Below are 14,566 nucleotides of genomic sequence, written 5' to 3'. Positions count from 1 at the left end.
CGCCCAAGCCCGCGGGGTGAGGATGGGCGGCATGACCCGGTGGACTCCTGACCCGACGTTCTATCCCTCTCCGCGCGACGCGGCGGGCGCCCCGGCCGAGCAACTCGCGTACGTGGCCGCCTTCGACCGCTCCGCTCAGAAACCCGACGCCATCGCCGTCGTCGACACCGACGCCGGCTCCGACTCGTACGGCCGCGTGGTGGGCTGGACCGACCTGCCGCACACCGGCGACGAGCTGCACCACTTCGGATGGAACGCGTGCAGCAGCGCGCTCTGCCCGACCGCACCCCACCCACACGTCGAACGGCGCTATCTGATCGTGCCGGGGCTGCGCTCGTCCCGCATCTATGTGATCGACACCAAGGACGACCCGCGGGCGCCCCGTATCGTCAAGGAGATCCCGGCCGAGGAGCTGGCCGCCAAGGCCGATTACTCACGGCCGCACACCATCCACTGCGGATCCGACGGCATCTACGTCTCGGCGCTGGGCAACGGCCGTGACGGCGGTGGGCCGGGTGGCATCGCCGTGCTTGATCACACCACCTTCGACGTACGGGGGCAGTGGGAGGCCGAACGTGGGGACCAGAGCCTCGCGTACGACTTCTGGTGGCACCTGACCCGCGACGTGCTGGTCACCTCCGAGTGGGGCACGCCCGACATGATCGAGGACGGGATCAACCCCGAACTCCTGCTCGGGCGCAGGTACGGCCACCGCATCCACTTCTGGGACCTCGCCAAGCGCACCCTCGTGCAGTCGGTCGACCTCGGCGACCAGTATCAGATGACCCTCGAGCTGCGCCCGGCCCACGAGCCGTCGAAGGAGTACGGCTTCGTCGGCGTGGTGGTCAGCGTCGAGGACCTGTCCGCCTCGATCTGGATGTGGCACCGCGACGGCGGCGAGTTCCAAGTCACCAAGGTGATCGACATCCCGGCCGAGCCTGCCGCCACCGACGACCTGCCGCCCGCGCTGCAACCCTTCGGGGCGGTGCCGCCGCTGGTCACCGACATCGACCTCTCCGTCGACGACAAGTTCCTGTACGTCTCGTGCTGGGGCACGGGTGAGCTCAAGCAGTACGACGTGAGCGACCCGTTCCACCCGGTCGAGGTGGGCTCGGTGCGTCTCGGCGGCATCGTCGGGCGGGTGCCGCACCCGTCGTTCCCGGACGAGCCCCTGGCCGGCGGCCCGCAGATGGTCGAGGTGTCGCGCGACGGCAAGCGCGTCTACGTCACCAATTCCCTGTACGGCTCGTGGGACGACCAGTTCTATCCCGACGGTGTCGGGGCGTGGCTGGCGAAGATCGACGTCGGCGGGTCCGGCGGCCTGACCCTGGATCCGCGGTTCTTCCCGCACGGCGACGAGTTCCGGGGCCTGCGCGTGCACCAGACCCGTCTGCAGGGCGGCGACGCCAGCTCCGACTCGTACTGTTTCCCCTCCGCGTGACCTGGGGACAGATCGCGGCCCTGGCCGGGCTGGGCGCCTTCCACGGGCTCAACCCGGCCATGGGCTGGCTGTTCGCGGTGGCCCGGGCCATGCAGGAGCGGTCCCGGGCCGTACTGGTGAAGTCTCTTCCGCCGATCGCCCTCGGTCACCTGGCCTCGGTGGCGATCGTGGCCGCCGTGGTGTCCGCGACCTCATCGGTGGTGGCGGCCAACATCGTCGGCATCGTGGGCGGGGTCGTGCTGGTCGGCTTCGGGCTGTGGCGGTTGCTCTCCGAGCGGCACTTCCGCTGGGCCGGGATGCGGCTCTCGTCGGCGCAGCTGGCCGGCTGGTCGTTCCTGATGTCCTCGGCCCACGGCGCCGGCCTGATGCTGCTGCCCGTCCTGGCCACCACGCCGGTTGTTTCCGGCGAACATTCCGGACATGCCATGCCCGGTGCGGCCTCCGGCGCTCTGGAGGGCATCGCGGCGGCCGGCGTGCACACCCTCGCGATGTTCGCGGCGATGGCGGCCTGTGCGTTCGTCGTCTACGAGTTCGTCGGGGTCAACATCCTGCGTCGCGCGTGGTTCAACATGGACCGCGTGTGGGCCGGCGTCATGGTCGGCGCCGGCGCCCTCACGATCGCGCTAAGCGCCTAGGTTTTCCAGGTCGGCGAAGAAGTCCGGGTAGGTCTTGGCGACACAACCCGGATCCAGGATCTCGATGCCCGGCACCCGCAGCCCGATCAGCGCGAGACTCATCGCCATGCGGTGATCCTCGTACGTGTGGAAACTCGTCGGCCGCGGCGAGCCCGGATGCACGGTGAAGCCGTCCTCGTCCTCGGTGGCCTCGATGCCGGCGCGGCGCAGCTCGGTGACGACCGCCGCGATCCGGTCGGTCTCCTTGCGGCGGATGAAGTCGATGCCCGTGACCCGGGTCGGCGAGTCGGCGAACACCGCGACCGCGGCCAGCGTCTGCGCGGTATCCGAGATGTCGGCCATGTCGACGTCGACGCCGTGCAGGGTTCCGGTGCTCTCCACGGTGATCGAGGTGGCGGTGCGGGAGACACGCGCGCCCATCCGCTCGAGCACGTCGGCGAACCGGACGTCGCCCTGGGTGCTGCCGGTGCCCAGGCCCTCGACGGTGACCCGCCCACCGGCGATCACGGCCGCGCCGAGCAGGTAAGAGGCCGCACTGGCGTCCGGCTCGACCGCGTAGTCACACGGCCGGTAGCCACCCGGGGCGACGGTCAGACCCTCCACCCGTACGCCAAAAGCCTCCATCACGGCCGTGGTCATCTCCACGTACGGCACCGAGACCAGCTCGGAGGTCAACGACACCCGCAAGCCGTCGCGCATCAGCGGGCCGGCCATCAGCAGCCCCGAGAGGAACTGGCTGGAGACGTGCCCGCTGACGTGCACCACCCCGCCCCGCATGGGCCCGCTGACGGCGGCCGGCAGGTAGCCCGTGGCGCCGTGCTCCTCGACCTTGGCGCCCGCCTCCCGCATGGCCTCGAACACCGGCCCGAACGGGCGGGCCCGCAGCTGGGCCGAGCCGTCCACGACCGTACGGGAATCGAAAAGCCCCGCCGCCGGAAGCACGAACCGCGAGGTGGTTCCCGACTGCCGGGCATCGACCACCGCACCGGGCGCCGGCCGGCCCCCGCCGTGCACCACGACGGTCCGCCGCTGCTCGTCGGCCTCGACGGTCGCGCCGAGCGCCGCGACCACCCCCATCATGGCCCGGGTGTCGTCGGCGAACAGCACCCCGGTCAGCGTCGACGTGCCCGGAGCGAGGGCGGCGCAGAGGAGGGCGCGGTTGGTGAGGCTCTTGGAACCGGGCGGCCGGACAGTGGCATCGAGGGGCTGGGTCTTCACACGAGGTTGAGTCACTGTCCTATTCTCCCGGCCCGTCCAGCCTTTTCTGCCGGCCTTCCCAGCCGGTGTCGTGCTCGTGCACCAGGCGCAGGGCCGCCGCGCAGGCGGGCAGGTCACCGGCGTGGCGCGGCCGGACGATCACGGCTTCCAGAACTGGCGGGCGGCGAAACCCTCGCGGCGCAGCCAGTGCTCGGTGTAGACGATGCGGGTCGCCTCGACGACGATCAGCGTGTCGGCCGGGGGTTCGGTGAGCGGGCGGCCGCGCTCGACGTGCTCGTTCTCCCAGCGGAACGCCTCCCAGTGGCGCTCGCGGTCGGGGTGGCCGGGCGGGAGCACGCGCGCCTGGCCGAACAGTTGCGCCCCACGGCTGCTGGCCAGCCCGGTCAGCGGCGCGAAGATCCCGGCCGAGACCCGCGGGTCGGCCTCCAGGTTGCGCACCTTGGGCGAACGCGGCGCGGCCGTGAACATCACCGTGAAGCCGAGCGGGTAGTAGCGGACCGGCGTGGCCAGCGGACCGTCCGGGCCGGTGGTCGCCAGCACACACATGTTCTGCGACGACAGCAGGTTGAGGATGCGCTCCTCGAGACGTTCCCGGGGCAGCCGCCCGGCCGGCATCGGTTCGGTGAGCCAGGGGTTGGTCAGCGGCATGCGTTCTCCGATGCGACGAGGCGGTGCAGCGAGGCCACGGCCGGCGGGCCCCAGGTGGGTTTGCCCCCGGGCGGCCCGGCGTGGGCGATGAAGAGGCTGCCGAGGGCCCGCCACACGGCCCACCCGTCGGCCCCGTGGGTGATCGTGAGGCCGGCGAGGTCGGGGTGCTGATCGCGCAACAGTTCCCGAACAAGCTCAGCGTCCACCACCCCATGATCGTAACGACGACCCTCCACAGTCCCGTCCCGCGTCGCGCCTCGGTGGATCTCGCGACCTGAAGCAGCGCCGTTCGCAACGATGCTCGATCGTTGCGAGGCGACCGGGCATCGTCGCGCGGTCGCGCGTGCCGTCCGCCGGCTCGGCGCGACCATCCAGGGCAGACGGAAGCGGTGGTTCAGGTACGCGGCTGCGGGGTTGGGAATGTCGTACCCGTCGATTAGAATGTATGTACGAAAAGGGCCTGTGAGCTGCTGATCTTCGGGCGTGTCGTGCGCTCTGAGGGTCGACCCTGGGTCAGTTAGGAGATCGTCGTGACCGCGCCCGTTCTGAGCGTCCCCTCGACCAACCCCGTGCCCGTCATCCCGCCCTACGCGACCATGCTCGGCTTCACCCGCTATGTGACCCGCACCGGCCCGGCCAAGGCCACGTTTGTCGGCGGGCTGCGCCGTGCGCGTGAGCGCCGGTCCGGTTTCAACCCGCACGGTCAGATGGTGAAGGCGCTCAAGGCCGACATCGCGTTCCGCACCGGCGGCAGCTATCTGTCCGGTGTGGTCGATCTGGTCAAGGAGCGGTGGAAGCCGCTCTACGAGTCGGTCAGCGCCGGCGCGAAGACCTATCTGGCCTCGCTGGGCGACCCCGAGAAGGTCGGTCTGGCCCAGACCCGCGACGCGCTGGCGTCCGTGGGGCCGCTGGTCGTGAAGATCAACCCGCACTTCGGCCTGAAGTACGACGACGGCCGGCGTGAGGCGGTGCGTCTGCACTTCGACGAGGCGCCGCCCACGCCCGAGACGGTGACGGCCATGCTGCACCTGATGGCCCGCCACATGGACCAGATCCTGCCCAACGCCGAGCCGGTCCTGGTCGACCTGCGCCGGGGCGAGGTGCACCGCCTCGACCCCGCGGCCAAGCCCGCCGACATCGAGACCTGGCTGGCCGGTGAGGCGGCGGCCTTCACGGCGATGTGGGGCACGCCGGCCGCCTGATCGCCTCATCGACCGTCCCGGCTGTGCGTGCCGGGGCGGTCGGTGCTGGGCTGTCCGCGTGCGGGGGAGCAGGGTAGTGCCGGTGCTGGGCTGCCCGCGTGCGGAAAGCAGGGTAGTGCCGGTGCTGGGCTGCCCGCATGTGGGAGCGCAGGGGAGCGCCGGAGCGGGGCTTCGTGGCTCTGGATGGCGATCGCCTGGCGGGAGCGGTGCGGGGGCACGAGACTGGGGCGATGGCCCTGATCCACGTTGACTTCTTCGCCGAGTCGCTTGACCTCAGCACCTCCATGACGGTGATCCTGCCGCAGGAGGGGGCGACCCCGCCGCCGCTGCTCTATCTGCTGCACGGTCTCACCGACGACCACACCGCCTGGACACGGTACACCTCGATCGAGCGGTACGCGTACGACCATGGCCTCGCCGTGGTGATGCCGCAGGTGCACCGCAGCTTCTACGCCGACGAGGCGTACGGGATGAAGTTCTGGACCTTCCTGTCGGACGAGCTGCCCCGGCTCGTACATCGATTCTTCAACGTCTCCGATCAGCGCGAGGAGACGTACGTGGCCGGTCTGTCCATGGGTGGCTACGGCGCCTTCAAATGGGCCCTGCGTCAACCCGAGCGCTTTGCCGCGGCGGCCAGTCTGTCGGGGGCGCTCGACCTGGCCTGGCTGCAGAAGAACGACGAAAGGCCGCACATCCGTGAGGTCATGCGGCGGGTCTTTCCCGACGATGTCGCCGGCACCGACGACGACCTGCTGCATCTGCTGGACGAAGCCGGCCGCAGCGAGTCCGGCAAGAGCGCCCTGCCCCGGCTGATGCTGCGCTGCGGCACCGGCGACCACCTGTTCGAGCAGAACGAACGGTTCGTCTACGCCAGTGCCCGCGCCGGCATCCCGCTGGACAGCGAGTTCGAGCCGGGCGGGCACGAGTGGTCGTTCTGGGACAGGCACATCCCGCGGGCGCTGGACTTCTTCACCAAGGGCTGATCGGCGACCAAGGGCTGACCGGCGACCAAGGGCTGACCGGCGACCAAGGGCTAGTCGTTGTCGCGGCCCTGCTGCTCGGCCAGGAAACGCTCCAGCTCGGCGCCCAGCTCTTCGGCGGTGGGCAACGGACGGTCGCTGTCGGCCAGCAGGTTGCCCTCGCGGCCGCGCAGGAAGGCGTCGTATTGCGCCTCGAGCGAGGACACCAGGCGGCTGGCCTGCTCGTCGTCGGCGACCTGCTTGTCCACGTCTTCGCGGACGACCGCGGCCGCCTCGCGGAGGTCGCCCGTCGGCAGGGCCAGGCCGGTGCTGGCCGAGACCGAGTCAAGCAGCAGCTCGGCGGCGGCCGGGTACGTGGTCTGGGCCAGGTAGTGCGGCACGTGCGCCGCGTAGCCCATCGCGTCGTAGCCGCCCTCACCCAGGCGGAACTCGAGCAGGTTGCCGACGCTGGCCGGCACCTGCACCTTCTGCAGCCACGGCTCGCGGTCGCCGAGCAGCGCCTTGTCGGTGGCGTGGGCGGTGACGCTGACCGGGCGGGTGTGCGGCACGGCCATCGGAATCGCGTTGAGGCCGACGGTGAGCCGCACGCCGAAACGCTCGACCAGGCTGGTCACGGCGGCGATGAACCTTTCCCACTGCAGGTCGGGCTCGGGCCCGGCGAGCAGCAGGAACTCGGTGCCGAGCTGGTCGCGCACGAGGTGCAGGGCGAGGCTGGGCTCGTCGTAGCTGACCCAGTGGTCCTCGTCGAAGATCATCGGAGGACGGCGGGAGCGGTAGTCGAGCAGCTGGTCGAGGTCGAAGGTCGCGACGACCCGGCTGTCGAGCCGGTCCAGCAGGTTCTCGCGCGCGAGCTGGATCGCACTGCCCGCGTCGACGAAACCGGTCAGCGCCTGGATGAGCACCGGCTCGTCCAGCTCCGGCAGTTCGTCGGCCAGCTCGTAGAGCTCGTTGGGATCGAGCACGTCGAGGACCTCCTGTGTTCCGTTAAGGGGTAAAAGCTGCGAACAACAGGACCGGACGTTTAATTCCGGGCCTCCGACGATCTTGCCAATTGACCTTCGGTGAGTCGCGAGCGCACCTCCGCCGGCGGCAGCGGGCGCGAGAACAGATACCCCTGAGCGAAACGGTAGCCCAACCCGTAAAGGGTGTCGGCCTGAGCGGTGGTCTCCACTCCCTCGGCGACGGCCTTCAGGTGCAGGCCGTCGGTGATCTGGATCATGGCGGTGGCGATCACCGCCTCTTCCGAGCTGCCCCCGATGCCGGCCACGAACGACTTGTCGACCTTGAGGGTGTCGGCCGGGACGGTCCGCAGGAGGCCGAGTGACGAGTGGCCGGTGCCGAAGTCGTCCAGGGCCACCTTCACCCCGAGCCGCACGATCTCGAGGAGCGTGTCGAGCGCCACACCACCGTCGAACACCGCGGTCTCGGTCACCTCGACGACCAGCCGGTCGGGGCTCACACCCGAGAATGACAGCGCCTCGCGGACCTCGCCGGCGAAACCAGGCTCGCGCAGCTGCCGGGCCGACACGTTGACGCCCAGTTCGCGCGGGGCCACGCCGGGGCCGAATTCGGCGTCCCAGGCGGCCATCTGGCCCAGGGCGGTGTGCAGGATCCAGGTGCCCAGCGGCACGATCAGGCCGGTGCGCTCGGCGATCGGGATGAACGTGTCGGGCCCGATGAAGCCGCGGTCGGGGTGGGGCCAGCGGATCAGCGTCTCCAGGCCGGTCCACGCGCCGTCGGGCAGCCGCACGATCGGCTGGTACATCAGGGTGAACTCGTGGGCGTCGAAGGCACGGCGCATCTCGGCGCCGAGCTGCTGATCGGCCTCGTGGGTGCGTTCCAGGGCGGTGTCGTAGACCTTGAACCGGCCCTTGCCGCTGTCCTTGGCCGAGTACATCGCGATGTCGGCGCGGCGCAGCAGCTCGGCGGCCGTGGCCCCGGGCCAGGCCTCGGCCAGGCCGACGCTGGCCCGGGCCAGCAGCTGGTGACCGGCGGCCCGGATGGGCGTGGTCATCGACTCGTCGATGCGGGTCAGCAGGGCCAGCGCCTCGTCGCCGCTGAGCCCGGGCAGCAGGATGCCGAACTCGTCGCCGCCGAGCCGCGCGGCCACGTCCGACGAGCGCAGGATGTCGGTCAGACGCTCGGCGATCGCGGACAGGAAGGCGTCGCCGACCGCGTGGCCGAGCCTGTCGTTGATCGTCTTGAAGTCGTCGAGGTCGACCATGGCCAGGCAGAGCGGCTCGCCGGAGGCCAGCAGCTCGTTCGTGGACTGCTCGAACAGCGCGCGGTTGGCCAGGCCGGTCAGCCCGTCGTGGGTGGCCCGGTGGGTGAGCTCGTCGGAGTACTGGTTGAGCTGGGTGAGCTGCTGGTCGACCCGCTTCAGCAGCCGTCCGTTGTCGCGCAGCGCGCCCACCTGGCGGGCGACGACCAGCCCGGTCAGCAACGTCGCGGCCAGGGCGACGACCGTCACGATGATGCCGGCCTCGCCGCTGACCCAGAGCAGCAGCGCGTCGGTGGCGGCCACCGCGGCGTACGGCACCAGGCTGAACAGCCGGCGCTTGGGCGGCCGGACCGGGATGCCGGCGGCCCGGCGGTGCCGGTCGGCGGCGAGCAGGACGCAGAGCATGGTGGCCGGCACGAAGATCTGGGAGCCGCTCATCCCGGGGCCGGCCGAGAACACCAGCGGGAACAGGCCGCCGCCGACAGTGCCGACTCCGGCCGCGACGGCGAACCACCGTACGGTGCCGGACTCGAGCCCGCCCATGCCGGTGACCGCGACCTTGACCATGGCGAGCGCAACGATCAGCCCGAGCACGGCGAGCATCAGCATCGGCACGGTGGTGCGCTGGGCCTCGCCGGCGCCGATCGAGCGGATCATGAAGAACCAGGCGAAGACGCCGGCGGTGACGCAGATGGTGAGCGCGTCGAGGATGAACCGCGCGCTGGCGCCCTGCCGTCCGAGCGGGAGCCGCAGCAGCGCCCAGATGATCACCACGACGGCGCCCGCGTACAGAATCGAGCTGACGATGTCGTGCTGCTGCAGCGGGACCCGCTCGGGGGCGACCAGCGACATCCGGAGGTCGCCGAGATTGCCCAGCGCGACGAACAACCCGCACCACGCCACCGATCGCCACAGCCGGGCCACGGCGCGGTCGGGCTGGGAGAAGCGGGCCGTCTGCCAGCATGAGACGACCGTCACACCGGAGATCAGAATGGCCGGAATCCAGACGAAGGCCGGGTTGAACCGCTGTTGCGAAGCGTTGACGGCGTAGAGCACGATGGCGCTCAGCACCATGACCACGCCCGGTACCAGCAGCGGAGTGGGGCGCAACCGTGCCACCGAGCGTTGAGTCGTCACGCTCCGGGTAATCGGTAGGACAGATCTCAGCCTGAGCACAACGCGGGATCAAGACTCGCGTGCACGTGCATGTGCACGGCACAATGGCACAGGAACGTTCCCTTCCCCCCTCGGAGCGATCTGGTGACCAACTCTTCGAACCCGTCCGACGTGATCACCGACACCGACAACACCGGCACCGACGCGCCTCCCGGCTCGCTCTGGCAGCGGATGAAGGCCGACCCGCAATACGCGCCGGAACACCTTGCGCTCGAAGCCGTGCGCCGCCTCGGCCCCGAAGCCGCGGCCTGGGCCGAGCGCCTGCGCGCCGAAGATCCCGATCGCACGCCCGACCAGATGGCCGACATCGCGGTCAAGCGGTTCACCACGCTGGCCCGCATCTCGGGGGCCGTCTCCGGGGTCACCGGCCTGCCCGGCGCGGTGCTCGACGTGGGTGTGCTGGCCTGGAACCAGGCCCGCATGGTGCTGCACATCTCGGCCGCCTACGGCCACGACCCGTGCGCCCCCGAGCGCGCCACCGACCTGCTGGTTCTCCAGCGGGTGCACAAGGTGGCCCAGACCGCCCGGCTGGCGCTGGGCGTGGCGGCGGGCCGCGAACGCGCCGCGCACCTGTTCGCCGGGGCGGCGTCACGCCCGCTCAGCGGTGTGATGCTGCGGCTGGGCGTGAAGCTCGCTCAGATGGCCGGTGTCCGCGCCGCCAAGCGCATGTTCGCCAAGGTCATCCCGGGCGCCTCGGTCGTGCTCGGCACCTGGGTCAACTCGGCCGCGACCAAAGATCTGGCCCGTCGCTCCCGGGAGCTCTATCGGAAAGCGCCCGCAGAGCCCGCGCAGACGGTGAGCCCGGGTCGGCCGTGACGAAGACCACTTGCTGATCGTCGTCGGGCACGGCCAGCACGTCGCAGTTGAGACGGAGCGTGCCGGCCCGCGGATGCTCCAGCGTCTTGGTGCGGTGACCGGGGGAGCGCACGGGATCGGTCGCCCAGATCCGGCGGAACTCCTCGCTGCCGGTGCTCAGGTCAGAGACGAGCGCGGCCAGGCGTTCGTCGTGCGGATAGCGCACGCGGGCCGCCCGCAGCCGGGCCACCGCGATCTCGCCGAACTCCTCGTGACCGCTGCTGACCGGCCGCTCCGTACCCGAGAAGCGCCGGCGCGCGAGATTGGGCCGGGCGCCCAGACCGCCGAGCAGGGCCTCGGCCAGCGGACTCCAGGCGATCACGTCGTAGCTCGCGTCGGTCACCACGGCCGCGGCCTCGGGCATCCGGTGCAGAAGATCCCGCACGTACGGGCGTACGTGACGCGACGGACCCGCCGGCGGGGTCGGGTCGCTGCCGGCCAGCCCGAACAGATGCCGCCGCTCGGCCGCGTCGAGCCGCAGCGCCCGCGTCAGCCCGTCCAGGATGCGCGGCGACGGCGACGGCCCCCGGCCCTGTTCGAGGCGCACCAGATAGTCGACCGACATGTTTGCCAGCCCGGCCACCTCCTCGCGGCGCAGCCCGGGCGTGCGGCGCAGCCCCGTCCCGGATGGCAGGCCGACGTCCGTCGGACGCAGTGAGTCACGGCGTTCGCGCAGGAAACGGGCCAGATCGCGGCGTGCCATGCGGCCTCCCTGGTATCGGTTGTCCCTGGCTGGGCCGCCCCGGCCGGGAGATCCTCGACCCATGAACAGTTCCACGGCCCTGGTCACAGGCGCCAACAAAGGCATCGGTATCGAGATCGCACGGCTCCTGGCAGGCGAGGGGCTCACGGTGTACGTGGGTTCCCGCGATCCCGAGCGCGGCAAACTCGCGGCGGACGAGATCGGCGGGGACGCGCGGCCCCTCACGCTGGAGGTGACCGACCCCGGCAGCATCGCCGCGGCGGCGGCCCAGGTCGGCGACCTCGACATCCTGGTCAACAACGCCGGTGTCATGGTCGACGGCGCCGCACCGGGCGAGGCGTCGATCGAAGCCTTCCGCCGTACGTACGAGGTCAATCTCTTCGGTGTTCTCGCGGTCACCAACGCGTTCCTGCCCGCACTCGGGCGCTCCCGTCACCCGCGCATCGTCAACATCTCGAGCGGCACCGGCTCGCTCGGCTGGAGCACCGGCGACGACGCGCAGTTCGGGACCGGCCGCGGCGCCGCCTACCGGTCGTCCAAGGCCGCCCTGAACGCGCTGACGATCTTCTACGCGTACGAGTTCCCGCGGTTCCGCGTGAACGCACTGGCGCCCGGGCTACGCCGTACGGACCTCGCACCCCGCGCCCAATCCGCGGCCGCTGGTGATCCGGCCGAGGCCGCCGCGGGTGCCGTACGGCTGGCTCTGCTGCCCGACGACGGCCCGACCGGCGGTTTCTTCTCGTGGGACGGCACCGTGGCGCCCTGGTAACGGCGCTAAGGGAATCGCCGTTCCATCCGAACGGAATCGCTGAACGGATCCGATCGGATGGGGGGCTGCGGGTGCGTCGTCGTTGGCTGGGTCTGGTGGTGCTCGCGCCGCTCCTGCTGCTGGGCGGATGCGGCAAGGACGCGAAGACCGACGCCACCGAGCAGCCGGCCGGCAAGTCGTGGGTCGTGGTGACCTCCGGCAGTGCCACCCCGTCGGCCGGTCCCGGCCGCGCCACCGGAGCGCCGAGCCCGTTCCCGAGCGGTTTCCTGCCGCTGCCCTCGACCACGCCGGCCGCGACGCCCACCGGCAGCTACTCCTGCCCGCCGGTCAAGAACCAGATCATCAACGGCGCGGACGCCACCGCCGCCACCACGAGCGGAACGGTGACCTGGTACAACCCGGCCACGGCGGATCTGGTCGAGTACCGGATCACGGCGATCAGCCAGGACGCCATGCTCGGCAACCAGCGCGACATCGGCTGGACCGTCGTGACGCCCGGCGCCGACTGCGGCTACATGACCGCCACGATCGTCGGCCTCGACCGCAACACCCGTTACGTGTTCTCGGTCGACGCGGTGTCGAGCCGCTCGGACAGCGACGGCACGTACGCCAAGACGGTCGCCCGTTCCCAGGTGGTCAAGACACGCTGAGCCCGGCCGCCGGCTTCCAGCCCCGGGCCTGCGCCTTGCCGATGTCGAGCACCAGGCCGTCGGTGACCTGGTCGATGGCGTACGGCGTGAGGGTGCGCGACACCACGGCAACCGCCCGGGCCAGCCCGATCGGCACGTGCCGAACCGGCACCCCCAGCACCGCGCTGACTGCCGCGTCGCGCGAGCGGGGCACAGGGTCGGCGATGTTGTAGGCCCCCGGCGGCCAGGTGACGGCGGCCAGGCACGCCGAGGCCAGGTTCTCCACCGCGGTCAGGCTCAGCGGCACGTCCGGGCCGGGGAGCCAGGCCGTCCCACCCCGTACGGTCTGCCGGAGCCGCGGCAGCAGGTGCGGATCACCGTCGCCGTAGACCGCGCGCGGCCGCAGCACGACGGCCCCCGCCGCGAGCGCCAGTCGTTCCCCGGCGGCTTTTGTTCTCCCGTACGCGGTCCGCTGCCGATCGGTCGGGTGATCCTCGCGGACGGCGGCCCGGTAGGGGCCGGGCCGATAGACGCTGGCGCTGCTGACCCACACGACGGGCCGGTCGCCGGCCGCTTCCAGCAGACGCCGGGTCCCGTCGACGTTGACCGCCGCGAACGTCCGTTCCGCGCCGCTGTCACCCACGGCGGCGGCCAGGTGGATCACGACGTCGGCGCTCGCGAGATCGGGCACGTCCCGGGTGGCATCCCAGAAGACGTGCTTGCCGACCGGTCCCGGCCGCCGTCCCAGGCAGACCACGTCGGCGCCGTTGCGGGCCGCGAGCTTCGCCACCGCACCGCCGCAGAACCCGCTCCCGCCGGTGATCGCGAGCCTCATGACGTGGCCGTTCCCCGCACGACCAGCGATCGCCAGCCGGGCAGGGCCGATCGACGGTCGGCGCGGGCTCGTACGACCACCGGCCGGTAGGGCGCCAGCGCGGCCAGCAGGTCGGAGAGTTGCGCGCGGGCCAGCGCCGCGCCCGGGCAGGCGTGTGAGCCGACCCCGAAGACCAGCTGAGCCGTACGGGCCGGGGCCGGCTCGACCGGATCCGGGTCCCGTCGGTGCGCCTCGGCCGCGTGCCGGGCGATCAGCATGAGCTTGTCGCCCGGCCGTACCGGGCAGCCACCCAGCTCCGAGTCGGCCGCCGCCACCCGGGGCAGCAAGGGCGTGGGCGCGGTGACCCGGAGCAGTTCCTCGGTCAGCGCCGGGTTGTCCGCGTGGTCCCAGAGGTCGTCGTCGCAGGCCCAGGCCGCGGCCCGGGGAAGCGCCGCCACCGTGGTGTTGATCGCCGCGACCGCGAGCATCGCGTTGAGTCCAGCCTCGGCCGGTGTCCGTGGCGCGACCAGGTCGAGCAGCTGGTCCGCCGCCGCCGAGGCGGCTGCCGCCGCCCGCGGGTTACGTGGCCCGGGCAGGTGCTCGCGGGCTGCTGCCGCTGCCGCGGTTCGAGCCGCCTCAGCCAGCCGGACCGGATCGACGTCGATCCCGAGCAGTTCGGCCGTGGTCGCCCCCGCGATCTCGGCCGTGAGCGGCACCAGGTCGACCGGGCCGCCCGCCCCCAGGACCGGAAGCCGATCGTCGAGCAGCTTCATCCAGATCGGCCGCAGCTTGGCCACTCCGGCTGCCCCCAGCATCGCCGCCGTGTCCCGGCGCGTACCCCGGTGTTCGTCCCCCTCCTGATCGAAGAGCGCCCCCGCGCCCGCCAGCTCTCCGGCCGCGCCGCCGGTGGTGCCCGTCGCCGTTCGATCGAGCGGCACCCGGGTCAGGGCCGCCCGGTAGGCCTCCGTGCCATGTACCAGCACCGTTCGCCCGAGCCGCGTCACGTCCCGCCCGCGGGTCGCCGCGAGCAGCGTGAACAAGATCGGGTGGCTCTCCAGATAGACCCGCCGATCCCGTCGCCGAGCCCTCCCGCTCACGGCCGCTCCTCAGCGGCAGCCGAAGGGCCGGACGCCGAGGGGCCGGACGCCGAGGGGCCGGACGCTGAGGGGCCGGACGCTGAGGGGCCGGACGCTGAGGGGCCGGACGCTGAGGGGCCGGACGCTGAGGGGCCGGACGCTGAGGGGCCGGACGCTGAGGGGCCGGACGCTGAGGGGC

Annotated in this window: 16 protein-coding genes; 7 read left to right on the top strand and 9 right to left on the bottom strand. The window is 71.6% G+C overall.

The features are described from left to right. The first annotated feature begins 31 nt into the window (after positions 1 to 31). Both JIG36_RS38950 and JIG36_RS38945 read left to right on the top strand, forming a co-directional pair. Positions 32 to 1,441, top strand: a complete 1,410-nt coding sequence (locus JIG36_RS38950; protein WP_203381482.1) for a selenium-binding protein SBP56-related protein — start codon at positions 32 to 34, stop codon at positions 1,439 to 1,441. Continuing rightward, positions 1,438 to 2,076: a hypothetical protein gene (locus JIG36_RS38945; protein ID WP_203381481.1), complete on the top strand. Its 639-nt coding sequence runs from the start codon at positions 1,438 to 1,440 to the stop codon at positions 2,074 to 2,076. The genes JIG36_RS38950 and JIG36_RS38945 overlap by 4 nt, the downstream gene beginning before the upstream one ends. Here the strand turns inward: JIG36_RS38945 and aroA are convergent. Genes aroA through JIG36_RS38930 form a run of 4 tightly spaced genes read right to left on the bottom strand, consistent with a single transcriptional unit; the run spans position 2,065 to position 4,151 of the window. Next, on the bottom strand, positions 2,065 to 3,309 hold the full coding sequence (gene aroA, locus JIG36_RS38940; RefSeq protein WP_307873086.1) for a 3-phosphoshikimate 1-carboxyvinyltransferase: 1,245 nt from the start codon (positions 3,307 to 3,309) through the stop codon (positions 2,065 to 2,067). The two genes, JIG36_RS38945 and aroA, sit on opposite strands and share 12 nt — an antisense overlap. 4 nt (positions 3,310 to 3,313) lie before the next feature. Beyond that, the gene (locus JIG36_RS53660) at positions 3,314 to 3,436 is read right to left on the bottom strand and encodes a hypothetical protein (protein ID WP_268919863.1); all 123 of its coding nucleotides are present in this window, start codon (positions 3,434 to 3,436) and stop codon (positions 3,314 to 3,316) included. Then, positions 3,433 to 3,942, bottom strand: a complete 510-nt coding sequence (locus JIG36_RS38935; RefSeq protein ID WP_203381480.1) for a pyridoxamine 5'-phosphate oxidase family protein — start codon at positions 3,940 to 3,942, stop codon at positions 3,433 to 3,435. The genes JIG36_RS53660 and JIG36_RS38935 overlap by 4 nt, the downstream gene beginning before the upstream one ends. Next, complete coding sequence (locus tag JIG36_RS38930) at positions 3,933 to 4,151, bottom strand: hypothetical protein (protein WP_203381479.1); 219 nt, start codon at positions 4,149 to 4,151, stop codon at positions 3,933 to 3,935. Before JIG36_RS38930 ends, JIG36_RS38935 begins: the two co-directional genes overlap by 10 nt. A gap of 387 nt (positions 4,152 to 4,538) precedes the next feature. On the opposite strand from JIG36_RS38930, the gene JIG36_RS38925 reads away from it, so the two are divergent. Further along, positions 4,539 to 5,144, top strand: coding sequence for a hypothetical protein (locus JIG36_RS38925; RefSeq protein ID WP_203381623.1), 606 nt, complete (start codon positions 4,539 to 4,541; stop codon positions 5,142 to 5,144). A gap of 230 nt (positions 5,145 to 5,374) precedes the next feature. Beyond that, complete coding sequence (locus tag JIG36_RS38920; RefSeq protein ID WP_203381478.1) at positions 5,375 to 6,127, top strand: alpha/beta hydrolase; 753 nt, start codon at positions 5,375 to 5,377, stop codon at positions 6,125 to 6,127. Between the two features lie 50 nt (positions 6,128 to 6,177). Here JIG36_RS38920 and JIG36_RS38915 read toward each other — a convergent pair whose 3' ends face one another. Together JIG36_RS38915 and JIG36_RS38910 are read right to left on the bottom strand one after the other, a co-directional pair. Beyond that, positions 6,178 to 7,086: a proteasome assembly chaperone family protein gene (locus JIG36_RS38915; protein WP_203381477.1), complete on the bottom strand. Its 909-nt coding sequence runs from the start codon at positions 7,084 to 7,086 to the stop codon at positions 6,178 to 6,180. A gap of 59 nt (positions 7,087 to 7,145) precedes the next feature. Further along, positions 7,146 to 9,482: a putative bifunctional diguanylate cyclase/phosphodiesterase gene (locus JIG36_RS38910; protein ID WP_203381476.1), complete on the bottom strand. Its 2,337-nt coding sequence runs from the start codon at positions 9,480 to 9,482 to the stop codon at positions 7,146 to 7,148. Positions 9,483 to 9,605: 123 nt separating this feature from the next. Here JIG36_RS38910 and JIG36_RS38905 point away from each other — a divergent pair, with 123 nt between their 5' ends. Continuing rightward, positions 9,606 to 10,337 (top strand): EcsC family protein, encoded by a 732-nt coding sequence (locus tag JIG36_RS38905; protein ID WP_438870788.1) that lies wholly within the window; start codon positions 9,606 to 9,608, stop codon positions 10,335 to 10,337. Here the strand turns inward: JIG36_RS38905 and JIG36_RS38900 are convergent. Next, a complete protein-coding gene (locus JIG36_RS38900) occupies positions 10,237 to 11,079 on the bottom strand; it encodes a helix-turn-helix transcriptional regulator (RefSeq protein ID WP_203381474.1) in 843 nt (280 codons plus the stop codon). The two genes, JIG36_RS38905 and JIG36_RS38900, sit on opposite strands and share 101 nt — an antisense overlap. A 61-nt stretch (positions 11,080 to 11,140) precedes the next feature. Here JIG36_RS38900 and JIG36_RS38895 point away from each other — a divergent pair, with 61 nt between their 5' ends. Together JIG36_RS38895 and JIG36_RS53655 are read left to right on the top strand one after the other, a co-directional pair. Beyond that, positions 11,141 to 11,848, top strand: a complete 708-nt coding sequence (locus JIG36_RS38895) for an SDR family NAD(P)-dependent oxidoreductase (protein WP_203381473.1) — start codon at positions 11,141 to 11,143, stop codon at positions 11,846 to 11,848. Between the two features lie 71 nt (positions 11,849 to 11,919). Next, positions 11,920 to 12,498, top strand: coding sequence for a fibronectin type III domain-containing protein (locus JIG36_RS53655; protein WP_203381472.1), 579 nt, complete (start codon positions 11,920 to 11,922; stop codon positions 12,496 to 12,498). On the opposite strand, the gene JIG36_RS38885 is transcribed toward JIG36_RS53655, so the two are convergent. Together JIG36_RS38885 and JIG36_RS38880 are read right to left on the bottom strand one after the other, a co-directional pair. Continuing rightward, positions 12,485 to 13,312, bottom strand: a complete 828-nt coding sequence (locus JIG36_RS38885; protein WP_203381471.1) for an NAD-dependent epimerase/dehydratase family protein — start codon at positions 13,310 to 13,312, stop codon at positions 12,485 to 12,487. The genes JIG36_RS53655 and JIG36_RS38885 overlap by 14 nt on opposite strands. Continuing rightward, on the bottom strand, positions 13,309 to 14,388 hold the full coding sequence (locus JIG36_RS38880; RefSeq protein WP_203381470.1) for a cytochrome P450 family protein: 1,080 nt from the start codon (positions 14,386 to 14,388) through the stop codon (positions 13,309 to 13,311). The genes JIG36_RS38885 and JIG36_RS38880 overlap by 4 nt, the downstream gene beginning before the upstream one ends. Positions 14,389 to 14,566: the final 178 nt, after the last annotated feature.

Origin of the sequence: Paractinoplanes ovalisporus, from assembly GCF_016834655.1 — a bacterium.
Classification (GTDB): Bacteria; Actinomycetota; Actinomycetes; order Mycobacteriales; family Micromonosporaceae; genus Actinoplanes; species Actinoplanes ovalisporus.
This window is presented reverse-complemented; position numbering and strand designations above follow the sequence as displayed.